13 protein-coding genes and 1 pseudogene are annotated in these 10,743 nt (G+C 49.4%); 10 read left to right on the forward strand and 4 right to left on the reverse strand.

All coding sequences use genetic code 11. The features are described 5' to 3' along the window. Together BP822_RS05620 and BP822_RS05625 are read right to left on the reverse strand one after the other, a co-directional pair. On the reverse strand, positions 1-187 hold a 187-nt coding region (locus BP822_RS05620; RefSeq protein ID WP_273466495.1), incomplete at its 3' end, for a YwbE family protein. 246 nt (positions 188-433) lie between these two features. Next, complete coding sequence (locus tag BP822_RS05625) at positions 434-778, reverse strand: hypothetical protein (protein WP_157863831.1); 345 nt, start codon at positions 776-778, stop codon at positions 434-436. A 417-nt stretch (positions 779-1,195) separates the two neighbouring features. Between BP822_RS05625 and BP822_RS12885 the strand changes: the two genes are divergently transcribed. From BP822_RS12885 to BP822_RS05660, 7 genes are all read left to right on the forward strand, one after another. Beyond that, positions 1,196-1,402 carry a CxxC-x17-CxxC domain-containing protein gene (locus tag BP822_RS12885; RefSeq protein WP_013720426.1) on the forward strand — a complete coding sequence of 69 codons (207 nt, stop codon included), beginning with the start codon at positions 1,196-1,198 and terminating at the stop codon, positions 1,400-1,402. 148 nt (positions 1,403-1,550) lie between these two features. Next, a complete protein-coding gene (locus BP822_RS05635; protein WP_013720427.1) occupies positions 1,551-2,024 on the forward strand; it encodes a hypothetical protein in 474 nt (157 codons plus the stop codon). Between the two features lie 54 nt (positions 2,025-2,078). After that, positions 2,079-2,333: a hypothetical protein gene (locus BP822_RS05640; RefSeq protein ID WP_157863832.1), complete on the forward strand. Its 255-nt coding sequence runs from the start codon at positions 2,079-2,081 to the stop codon at positions 2,331-2,333. Between the two features lie 472 nt (positions 2,334-2,805). After that, positions 2,806-3,189, forward strand: coding sequence for a DUF488 domain-containing protein (locus BP822_RS05645; protein WP_273279067.1), 384 nt, complete (start codon positions 2,806-2,808; stop codon positions 3,187-3,189). A gap of 335 nt (positions 3,190-3,524) precedes the next feature. Continuing rightward, on the forward strand, positions 3,525-3,986 hold the full coding sequence (gene nuoE, locus BP822_RS05650; protein ID WP_013720430.1) for an NADH-quinone oxidoreductase subunit NuoE: 462 nt from the start codon (positions 3,525-3,527) through the stop codon (positions 3,984-3,986). 129 nt (positions 3,987-4,115) lie between these two features. Continuing rightward, on the forward strand, positions 4,116-6,002 hold the full coding sequence (locus tag BP822_RS05655; RefSeq protein ID WP_013720431.1) for an NADH-quinone oxidoreductase subunit NuoF: 1,887 nt from the start codon (positions 4,116-4,118) through the stop codon (positions 6,000-6,002). Between the two features lie 71 nt (positions 6,003-6,073). Continuing rightward, entirely contained in the window at positions 6,074-7,498 is a 1,425-nt protein-coding gene (locus BP822_RS05660) for a Coenzyme F420 hydrogenase/dehydrogenase, beta subunit C-terminal domain (RefSeq protein WP_286877921.1), read from the forward strand. Here the strand turns inward: BP822_RS05660 and BP822_RS05665 are convergent, their stop codons facing one another. Next, on the reverse strand, positions 7,499-7,873 hold the full coding sequence (locus tag BP822_RS05665) for a hypothetical protein (protein WP_286877922.1): 375 nt from the start codon (positions 7,871-7,873) through the stop codon (positions 7,499-7,501). It abuts the gene before it with no gap. Positions 7,874-8,061: 188 nt separating this feature from the next. Between BP822_RS05665 and BP822_RS05670 the strand changes: the two genes are divergently transcribed. Both BP822_RS05670 and arsM read left to right on the forward strand, forming a co-directional pair. After that, complete coding sequence (locus BP822_RS05670; protein WP_013720434.1) at positions 8,062-8,625, forward strand: hypothetical protein; 564 nt, start codon at positions 8,062-8,064, stop codon at positions 8,623-8,625. A 187-nt stretch (positions 8,626-8,812) separates the two neighbouring features. Further along, the gene (gene arsM / locus BP822_RS05675) at positions 8,813-9,646 is read left to right on the forward strand and encodes an arsenite methyltransferase (RefSeq protein WP_013720435.1); all 834 of its coding nucleotides are present in this window, start codon (positions 8,813-8,815) and stop codon (positions 9,644-9,646) included. Positions 9,647-9,712: 66 nt separating this feature from the next. Here arsM and BP822_RS05680 read toward each other — a convergent pair whose 3' ends face one another. Then, complete coding sequence (locus tag BP822_RS05680) at positions 9,713-10,228, reverse strand: O-acetyl-ADP-ribose deacetylase (RefSeq protein ID WP_286877923.1); 516 nt, start codon at positions 10,226-10,228, stop codon at positions 9,713-9,715. A gap of 141 nt (positions 10,229-10,369) precedes the next feature. Here BP822_RS05680 and BP822_RS05685 point away from each other — a divergent pair. After that, positions 10,370-10,743, forward strand: a pseudogene (locus BP822_RS05685) (hypothetical protein); the annotation flags it as partial.

The following is a 10,743-nucleotide window of genomic DNA, read 5'->3' on the forward strand; positions in this document are numbered from 1 at the left end:
GGATCCTCGCCACCCGCCCCACCTGGCCGTCGGCGAGACGGACCTTGATCCCGTGAGGGTGGAAAGAAGAGTTCGTCAGGATCTGCGCTACCACTCCCTCGGTCCTCTTCCCCGTCCTCTGGTCCTTCTTGAGGACTATCTCCACCTTCAGCCCCGGCTTTATGTCCTTCCTATTCTTCCCGTCCATGCTCTTCCTTTCCCTTTCATATGTGAGCTTCAGCGTCCGTGGGTCTTGGAGGTGTCGAAGACCATCTCTTCATCGAGCCTGCCAGCGTATCGGACAGGCACGGAGTCGCCGGCCTTTGCCCCATCCATCTCCGGGCCTCCCGGATGATAGTCATAGATCCGATAGATATTTAGATGGCGGTTTATCCCTGGAATGGGACTGGATGAAATGGAATGATCTGATATCGCTTATAGTGGGCCGAGCCGATCACGTCACATCCTTGTAGCCGGTGGTGACATTCTCGAAGAGCTCCCTTAATCTGCCTGCAATCTCCGGCGAGAGCCTTCTTTCAACCGCATCCAAGAAGACCTCCGCACATTGCGGTGCAATGCACAACAGGCATTCCGAGCCGTCCATGGCCCTCTCCGCCAGATACTTGAGATCCTCATCAGGCAGCTTATCCAGCCTGAACAGAAAATCCTCCCTATCGGTTATATAGTATCTGGAGATGGATGCAAGCAAGCTGCCCGCTTCTCCTTTTTCCAGCTCTTCGATGTGCGGCTTGACCAACTTTTTCAATATGTGAATATCCTTTCGGTTGAGCTTCTTCATCCACATCACCTGCACCATCAATTGTTACCTTTCCTTATATTCCTATGCTAATCGATGCAAAAAATATGGCATAATCAGGAATGAGAAGCAGCAATGCAGAGCAACTGCCCGGGATATCCGTAAAGGGGGCCAAGATCTTGCTGAATTCTGCTGGAACGAAGATCCAAAAAGGCGCTAAAATGCCCGCAGAGGTCCGTTCGGTCCAGGCAATCTGAGAGTCACAAGGCGAGAAAGATCATAATAAAAGAAACCTCATGATCCGATGCTTCATCTTATTTCGCATTTCCACCGACAGGTATATCAACCGGATTGATCACTCAAGAGACGTTACATTTTCATCGATTCAAAGAGATTTGTTGAGATGTCTTTTGTAGCGAGTTCGATTCTTTGAATCGATCCAAATGGTACGTGAATAAAATGTTTGAGAGAAAATACGAAAACAGAGGTAGCTCCGGCGGAAGCCGCGGTGGCTACAACAGCGGTCCGAGAGAAATGACAGATGTAACTTGCTCAGAATGCGGCAAGCAAACCCAGGTCCCATTCAAACCGGATGGATCCAGGCCGGTTTACTGCAGCGAGTGCTACCAGAAGCACAGGCCTGCCAGGTCTTCTGGAAGGTACTGAACAATATCTGTTCTAGTCGAATTACATCTATAAATCGGCTAGTTGGGGCGTCATCCTGCCCTTCAGATTCCAACTTTTTCGCAGCGTGCAGCGTCACCTGATGCACGAGATATTAAGACCTTTGAGGATGGAAAGGAGCTAAAGGGTTTTGACTGAGCACAAGCAGACCGCAATTCACGATCCTGCATCAGACACGATGATCGAGGTGGACGAACGAATAGCACCACTGCTGGAAGCCATCTGGGACTGCGGTATCATCACCTGCAATTCCTGTCAAGAAAATAAGCCGGGCATCATATGGATCGAGTTTCTCGCTGCCGAAGATGCAGAGGCGCTTTTGGCACGCATAGTATCGGGTCTTGATCCCATCAACGACCCAGAAGCTAACAACTGGCTGTACTCCAGAATAATGGGCTCAAATGGAGGCTGGCAATATGCTGGTCATCCTCATGATGCAAGAGAGTACATTGACCAGGAATCCGGTACAGTAGAATTGAATCCCTCCCAAGCATGCGGACTTACGTTATCCATATCCATCCGCTTTCCTGTGAGCGATTATGAGATACTGTGCGATCTTCTCCGCACAAAACAGCAATGCTTAATTGCTGCCGAAGGTCTATAGATAGCTTGGGATAGTTTAATTAATTAATCCCGTTAACCAAAATAGGGCGCTGAAATGAACTGTGATCTTTGTACTAGGGCACCAGTGGGTGCATGCGTGGGCGAGGCGTACTGTGCATCTCTGCATTTGACGGATGAGGACGCTTGCAGGCTAGCTGCTGAAGCCTGCCTCTCCTGGTGGCAGGAGAGAGATGAAGTGACCGAGGCGGACGATATTCTCTGGCGCATGTCGGAAGACCGAATTAATGAATTGGCTTGTGATCCCTGGAAGGCCAGGGCGTATCTGGCCGAGAGGAGGTCAGAGAGCTGATTAGCTCCTCGTAATACTATTAATTCTTGCCTTCAGTTCTTGTCATTTGTTCGCCTGCATTCTCTCTCTTATGCTTTTCTGACAGGTGAGGACTTGTGCGGGTATGGTTGTTAAGTACTCTGCAGTCGAATACACATCCTATCCAGAGGTTGCCTTCACATGAGTCTCAAGCTGTTCCAAGGCCCAGGCCATTAAGAACATCCAGAAGGATTATGTCGTGGCCCATGGCCGGTGACGGGGTGAGCGATGCTCCTGGTGTCGCTCCAGCGGATGTGAGAATTACCATGGCCCCGGCACAGATGCAACGGTTGAGTCGACAGACATAAAATGCTGGTCAGGGACGATCCAAAAGATGTGATAGACATGGCGGGTCAGTCGAAGAAGACCGGAAGGAAGTATGACCCTGAACCTGATCTACGCGACAGGCTTCTGAAGATGTGATTCTAACGATTGAGGTTGATGGGTGCTTGAGATGATAAGAACTGAGAGGGTTTACAGTGCTCCTGCAAGCGGCGGATTCAGAATACTGGTGGATAGGCTCTGGCCCAGGGGCTTGGCCAAAGATGAGACACGAATCGATCTCTGGATGAAGGACATAGCTCCCAGCAATGAGCTTAGAAAATGGTTTGGCCACGATCCAGGCAAATGGGAGGAGTTCAAAGAGAGATTCTTCAGAGAACTTGACTTGAGGGCGGAGCTTGTGGATCAGCTAATTTCCAAAGCAGAGGAATCTGATCTGATCTTTTTATATGCGGCAAAAGATGCCGAGCACAATAACGCAGTGGCATTGAAAGAATATCTTGAGGCCAGAATGAAAATGCCTGGTTCGTTGCCTCTGGATCATCATAGCATCTGAATCAAATCGCCTCGGGGAGCAAGATTATGCCCAAACCACATATTCTGTGCCGGGCAGGACGATCTCATCAATGTCGAATGGCATGTACATTCGTCGGTCGATCAAGATAAAAAAAGAAAAAATGCATACTGTTTAATTATATCCTTTTCTTGATATAATGATCAGGATGAAATGAACCCATCCATCGAGCAAACGTATATATTCATGCTTAGTAGTGACATATTGGTGAAAGGAGGCTAACCAGACTGGCTACCATCTCTGGCGCAGACTGGATAAATGAGATCGAAGGCTTAGCGGAGATTCAAAGCAAAACCGGATAGACAAGAGGTATAGAAATGCAGGATAACGAGCATAAGAGGCTGGTGGAGATGATAGATGGATACAAAGGCAAAGAGGGGTCTCTCATTCAGCTTCTTTTGGACCTGCAAAGCGAGTTCAACTGGATCTCAAAAGATGCCCTCCAAGAGATATCCGAGAGACTGAAGATCCCACCCAGCCGGATATACAGAATAGCAAGCTTCTATGAGGCCATAAGCCTCAAGCCCATTGGGAAGCACAAAATAAGCGTCTGCATGGGCACAGCCTGCCAGGTGCGAGGCTCTGGAATGATACTGGACAGGACTGAATCTAAGCTGAAGATAAAACAGGGCGGGACTACCCCGGATATGAGATTCACTCTGAAACGAGTCAACTGCCTGGGATGCTGCGCCATAGGTCCTGTAATGGTCGTGGATGACGACTACCATGGCCGGCTCACATCGGACAGAGTGGAAAGGATAATCAAGAAGTACGATTGAGCATAAAGCAGATGAATCTGGGCCTGAAGCTGGAAATAGGATGGATATCAAGTTGCGCACAACGAGTCAGCAGGAATTGCTATAAAGCAAGAATGACCACTTCCATCAGGAATCAGGGCGTGTAGCAGGATGGTGAGGCTCAGATCAATTGAGGGGCTTGAACAGCTCAGATCAGATATTCTGTCCAGCAGAGACAGCACAAAGCCCCTGGTCGCAATCTGCGCCGGAACGGGCTGCTTGACCCTCGGCGCCAGACTAGTGGTCAGGGCCTTTCAAGAATACTTGATCAAAAAGGGCCTGGAAAAGGAGATAGAGATCAAGGAGACCGGTTGCCCTGGCTTTTGCGAAAAAGGAACTTTAGTGGTGGTCTACCCCAGAGGTGTCTACTATATTGGTGTCCACCAGGATGATGTCCCTGATATCGTGGAGGAGACGATACTCAAAGGCAACCTGGTCGACCGCCTTCTCTACAAGGATCCAGAAACGGAAGAGAATGCCGTCGTTGAGAGCGAAATTCCTTTTTATAAATACCAGATGAGGCATCTTATAAAAAATAACATAAAAATAAATCCTAGAAATATAGAAGATTATATAGCTCTGGGCGGATACAGTGCCCTGGCCAGAGCTCTATCCGAGATGACCCCGGAAGAGGTGATCGAGGAGGTGAAGAGATCAAACCTCCGGGGCAGAGGTGGTGGCGGATTTCCCACCGGACGAAAATGGAAATCGACCCGAGAGGCCCCAGGAGAGCCCAAATATGTGATCGTCAACTGCGATGAAGGCGATCCAGGAGCATTTATGGACCGGGCTCTCATGGAGGGTAATCCTCATAGCGTCCTGGAGGGGCTGATCATCGCCGCCTACGCCATGGGATCGCATAAGGGCTTCATCTATGTGCGCATGGAATACCCTCTAGCGGTCCAGAATGCCACGCTCGCCCTCCAACAGGCCCGGGAGTACGGCCTCTTGGGTGAGAATATTCTGGGCACTGGCTTTGATTTTGATGTGAGCATTCATAGGGGTGCCGGCTCCTTTGTCTCCGGAGAGTCGACCGCTCTGATGAACGCCCTGGAGGGATGGGTGGGCGAGCCCAGGCCCAAGTACGTCCACACCTCTCAAAAAGGCCTCTGGGGCCGGCCGAGCGCCCTGAACAACGTTGAGACCTTTGCCAATGTGCCTTTGATCATAGAGCACGGTGCAAAATGGTTCAACTCCATTGGAACCGAGAGGAGCAAAGGGACCAAGATCTTCTCTCTGGTAGGCAAGGTCAATAACACCGGTCTGGTGGAGGTCCCTATGGGCATGACCCTGGCCGATATAATATACAAGATTGGAGGGGGAATTCCCGGGAACAAGAAGCTCAAAGGGGTGCAGACCGGAGGGCCGTCTGGTGGGATAATTCCGGCCAGGTATCTGAATACGCCAGTGGACTTTGATGAATTGACCAGTCTTGGCTCTATGATGGGTTCGGGGAGCATTATCGTCATCGATGAGGATACCTGTGCAGTCGATCTGGCCCGTTACTTTGTGGACTTCCTCTGCAGCGAGTCCTGCGGCAAATGCCTACCCTGCCGGGAGGGGCTGAAACGGATGAGAGAGATTCTTGATGCAATCGAGTCCGGCCGGGGGACGGAGACGGATATCCAGACCCTGCAGGAGATTGCAGAATTGATGAGAACGGCATCGCTCTGCGCCCTGGGGCGAACGGCAGTCAATCCGGTCCTGAGCACTATTCGTTATTTCCGAGAGGAGTATGATGCCCATATCAAAGATAAGAGATGTCCCGCCCTATCCTGCAAGTCTCTTGTGTCTTATTCCATCGATCCTGAGATCTGCATAGGCTGCGACCTGTGCCGGGAGAACTGTCCTCAGGGGGCGATCTATAAGGACGACGGAGGATTCGCGGTTGTTGATCAATCGAAATGCATGCGATGCGGGATATGCTTTGAGATCTGCCCCAAAAAGGTTAGAGCTGTCGTAAGAGAGTCTAAAGGCCTCCCAGGAGGGAAGAGATGATCCGGAAGAGCCGAGTTGTGCGTCTGGATAAGAGCGGCGAGAAGCACGAGATGAGATTTGAGGTATGAGAGTTGAGATTCTGGATCGATGATCAGCAGTTAGAAGCCCAGACCTCCAGCACCATTCTTGAGGCTGCCCTGTCTGCAGGAATTAAAATTCCCACTCTGTGCCATCATCCCGCACTTGAATCCTATGGGTCTTGCAGGCTCTGTACGGTGGAGATTGAAAAGAATGGAAAGAAGAGGTTCGTCACCGCCTGCAACTATCCGATAGAAGACGGTCTGGTGGTCAGGACTGCCACCCCTGCGGTCCTGGATATCCGGCGGATGATCGCTGAGCTCTTATTGTCCAGATGCCCGAAAGAGAAGCAGATCCAGGACCTGGCCAGAGAGTATGGAGTCATTGAGCCTCGATTTAAGCTCGAAGAGGAGAAATGCATTCTCTGCGGGCTTTGTTGCCGGGTATGTGGTGAGATGGTGGGTGTATTCGCCATCAATTTCCAAAACAGGGGAACAGAGAGGAGTGTGGGCGCGCCGTATGGAGAGCTCTCGGAGGACTGCATAGCCTGTGGTGCCTGCTCTCTGGTATGCCCCACCAGTGCCATATCCGCTCAGAGAAACATCTTCCCGCTCACTGCAGAAGATATCATCGGGATCGAAGAGGAGCATCTGTCCGGCGAAAGGGATGTGGATCTGGGAGTGTGCAGCGAGCTTTTCGCCGCCAGAACAGAGATCCAGGGACAGGATGGAGGGGTTGTCACCTCTCTTCTTGCTCGATGCCTGGATAAAGGCGTCATTGATGCTGCTGTGGTAGTTTATCAAAGGGAGAATAATGGAGGAAGAGCGGCAGCGGTAGACGATATTGAAGGAGTGATAAAGGCCAAGGGGACAAAATATGTGCGCGTATCCGCTCTGGCGCCGCTGATTGATGCTTTGAGAGGAGGAAAGAGAAGGGTTGCTGTGGTTGGCACTCCCTGCCAGATCAGAGTGATCAGAAAATTGGAGCAACTGGATTACTTCAAGGACGAGTTTCCAGATGCAGAGATCTTTCTCGTTGGCCTGTTTTGCTTCGAGAGCTTCGATTACAGAAGACTGAGAGAGCATTCTAAAGAGCTTTTGGGCATAGATATAGAGGATGCGGATAAAATTCAGATCGCAAAAGGGAGATACATTGCGACTCTGGATGGAATGGAGCACTCCTGCAGCGTGCGGGAGCTGGAAAAAGACATCCGTGAAGGATGCCGGTTTTGCGGCGATCTGGTCTCAAGGCTGGCTGATATCTCCATAGGTTCAGTGGGAAGCGCGGAAGGATACTCCTCAGTGATCGTCAGATCGAAAAAGGGGAAGAAGTTGCTGGATGGGCTATCTTTTTGCCGAGAAAAGGCAGTTCGTGAGGACATCGTGAAGCTGGCCAGGATGAAGAGGCGAAATGCAGACCGCAATCTTGAGAGGATCAGAAAAGGAGTGGAGTGCTCTCAATCGACCAAGTCTCCTTGATCAGACAAAAGCCTCTATATCCTGTCTGGGCATGGGATAATCAGATGGGCTGAACCCCTGATGCTTCCCCTGGGCGCAGTATGCGGCTATCTCATCCAGGCGGACCAATAGGGCATACTCTTTTATATGCCAGTCCTTTCTCCTCCTATCAGTCTCTCGAATCTCGATCCAGCCCTTTCTCCAAAATGATAACAGCATATCAAATCCACCCTTTTCCACATTATAGTGTCCGGTATCGAGTTCACTGCAATCCATTCCATTCATACCGTAGAAGCTGTCTATCATCCTCAATATATTGTGGAGCTCTCCCATTTTTTGCAGATATTCGATAAACTCCCTAAATCCACTATCCAGTAACTTTGCTCTCCCCTTCATTTTCCATCCCCTTTATCGCCTGTTAATCCCTTCTAACATCTATAAATATTTTTTTAATTATGTACAGTTTTATTTTTTCTTTTCATATATCTCGTTCATCTCGTTGAGAGAACGATGCTGCCATTAATTACATAACAAACAAAAGTTATTAATATAATGAATACATATCCTCCATCGGAGTAGCAGAAATGGAAGAAAATGATCAAGAGTTCTTGCGCGCACTTCATGAGGAGAAGATAAGAACCCAGAATGAACGCGCAAAGCTAATCACCATGAAGCTGGCTTTTATTACCGTCCTCTTTGGAGTAAGTTCAGTGGATGTCAAGATTGAGATTGCCAGGATCTTCTGGCTGATTTATTTCGTCCCTCTGGTGGCGATAAGCTACGATCTATACATCATGTCCGCCGATTCCAGGATCAAGCGCATAGGTGTATTTCTGGGCAGGCACCCTATCTCCCTAGCGGGAAAGGCGGAGCAAGAATGGGAGCGCTTCTGCACCTCTTATCGGGATAGCCTGGCACCATCTGCCAATATGTTCTTCTCGGTGATTGTAACCCTGGGAGCAGCAGCCTTTATTCATTCTCAGCAGAGCTGGACGGAGCATCTAATGAAGTTGTGGTTTGCGGTCTGGCTGGTAATATCCCTGGGAGTGATCATCGCCCTTTGGATGAGGCATCAGGCCCTCATAAAGAACATTGGCAATTATACACCCAATGATAATAAAAATAAAAAGAGATATATGGGATTGTGACGATTATGGGATGTGAGAAAGATGTCTCATCCCATTTGGGGATCAATGATTGCGATATCTCAATCTTTTATAATTCATCGACAATTATCGTTATAAAAAACCTTAATTATAGCCTGTGCTAAGCACTCAAGATAAATTTCCAGAAAAATTGTCAGTGCACGATTAACGCTGAGGAACGGTGGGGTTTATGTTGACTTTAAAAGAGAGAGAGATAAAAAGAGCAGTTAAAGAAGGATACGCTCGTATTGCCAAGCAGGCAACATCCGACTATGCCTCACGGTGCTGCTCAGGGGATGCTGATATTCCAGAGGAGCTGAGCAAGAGGATGGGCTACACTGAGGAGGAGATCCAAGCTGCTCCGCCGGAGTCAAACCTCGGCCTGGGCTGCGGCAACCCAGTAGCTCTGGCATCGTTATCCGAGGGGGAGATCGTCTTGGACATGGGCTCAGGAGCGGGATTTGACTGTTTCCTGGCATCCGACAGGGTTGGGCCATCAGGCAAGGTAATTGGTGTTGACATAACCTCTGAGATGGTGGAAAAGGCCAGGGCGAACTCCCGAAAGGGCGGCTATGCTAACATCGACTTCCGGCAGGGAGACCTTGAAAATATGCCGGTGGCGGACAACTATGTGGATGTGGTCATCTCCAACTGCGTGATCAACCTCATCCCCAATAAGAGAATGGCATTCAGGGAGGCCTTCAGGGTTTTAAAGCCAGGAGGAAGGCTGGCAGTCTCTGATGTGGTGCTGCTCAAGGAGCTGCCGGAGTTTGTCAAGAGCTCCACAGAAGCTTATATCGGCTGCCTGGCAGGTGCCATCATGAAGGATGATTACCTGGATATCATAAAGAGCATAGGCTTCAGAGATGTGCGGGTTGTGGCAGAATCCAGATTTCCTGTCGAGTCTCTGATCTCCGAGAGATCTGGCTGCAGCACACCTACAGATCCCGCGATCACCCCTGAGCAGCAGAAGAAGGTTGCGGATTCCGTCTTGAGCATAAAGATATGTGCGATCAAGCCCTAAAATCAGCACCTCTGAGAGCATCAAGGCATTGGATAGGGATCTTGAGGACTATTGCATTGGATGGATTCAGAACTCCTGCAAAGCCTCCTGATAGCATTTGAACGTCCTATGGTTGAAGCAGACGGCTATTGTATCACCCGCGTTTTTGTCCTCCAGATTGCGCCTCATCTCCCAGATAGCAATACGACAGGCCCGCTCTATGGGAAAGCCATAAGCCCCTGTGCTTATGGCTGGGAAGGCTATGCTCTTTATTTCGTACTTCTCTGCCAGGGCAAAGCAGCTCTGATAGCATCTGGCGAGAAGCTGATCCTCGCCCTCTGATCCACCCCTCCAGACCGGCCCAACGGTGTGAATGACAAAGCGAGCGGGAAGCCTATAGCCCCTGGTGATGCGCGCCTCTCCCACCGGACAGCCGCCGATCTGCCTGCATTCTCCCAAGAGCTCCGGTCCTGCGGCACTGTGAATGGCGCCGTCAACCCCGCCTCCTCCCAGCAGAGAGTTGTTGGCGGCATTGACAATGGCATCGACCTTTAATGTGGTGATATCGGCCATGAGCAGTTTTATTTTCTGTCCGATCTTCATTCCTCCTATCCGCCAATTGGCTATCCATATCTAAGAGAAATTAACCTTTCCATAATCATCTCGCTGCATCATAATCTTTTTAAAAAAATGTATACCTATTATATTCCACCGAAAGCTTTTTTTCCTTTAGCAGCTTCACTAATGCCGATAGTGGTCAGGTGGATTGTGGTTAAAATAATAAGATCTGCAAATCGCTTACAGGCTCCAATATTTCTCCCAGCGGCTATCATATCTATCCTTATTTTGTTATTTCAGACCATTCTAATAGAGGTGATAGATGATAAAAGGTCGATCCTGTTCATGAATAATCTTCTTTCCACCTCAAGCTCAATAGTCGCCTTTCTATGTTTATTATATGCGGCAAATAATATGGAAGGGAGGTCCAAGAAAGCCTGGTTGATGATGGCTGTTGCCATGCTTTTCAATTCTTTTGGAGAGGGAACCTGGGCATTTATAGAGTTCGTTTTGCAGGAAGATCCATTCCCATCTGTGGCAGACTTCGGCTATCTGATGTT

Source organism: Methanosaeta sp. UBA458 (assembly GCF_002496085.1).
GTDB classification, from domain to species: domain Archaea; phylum Halobacteriota; class Methanosarcinia; order Methanotrichales; family Methanotrichaceae; genus Methanothrix; species Methanothrix soehngenii.

Excerpts from the sequence above, each read along its gene's own strand:
- BP822_RS05655 (WP_013720431.1), top strand. The coding sequence starts at position 4,116 with ATGGTGAGGCTCAGATCAATTGAGGGGCTTGAACAGCTCAGATCAGAT.
- BP822_RS05665 (WP_286877922.1), bottom strand. The coding sequence starts at position 7,873 with ATGAAGGGGAGAGCAAAGTTACTGGATAGTGGATTTAGGGAGTTTATC.
- BP822_RS05625 (WP_157863831.1), bottom strand. The coding sequence starts at position 778 with ATGAAGAAGCTCAACCGAAAGGATATTCACATATTGAAAAAGTTGGTC.
- BP822_RS05645 (WP_273279067.1), top strand. The coding sequence starts at position 2,806 with ATGATAAGAACTGAGAGGGTTTACAGTGCTCCTGCAAGCGGCGGATTC.
- nuoE (WP_013720430.1), top strand. The coding sequence starts at position 3,525 with ATGCAGGATAACGAGCATAAGAGGCTGGTGGAGATGATAGATGGATAC.
- BP822_RS05680 (WP_286877923.1), bottom strand. The coding sequence starts at position 10,228 with ATGAAGATCGGACAGAAAATAAAACTGCTCATGGCCGATATCACCACA.
- BP822_RS05670 (WP_013720434.1), top strand. The coding sequence starts at position 8,062 with ATGGAAGAAAATGATCAAGAGTTCTTGCGCGCACTTCATGAGGAGAAG.
- BP822_RS12885 (WP_013720426.1), top strand. The coding sequence starts at position 1,196 with ATGTTTGAGAGAAAATACGAAAACAGAGGTAGCTCCGGCGGAAGCCGC.
- arsM (WP_013720435.1), top strand. The coding sequence starts at position 8,813 with ATGTTGACTTTAAAAGAGAGAGAGATAAAAAGAGCAGTTAAAGAAGGA.
- BP822_RS05640 (WP_157863832.1), top strand. The coding sequence starts at position 2,079 with ATGAACTGTGATCTTTGTACTAGGGCACCAGTGGGTGCATGCGTGGGC.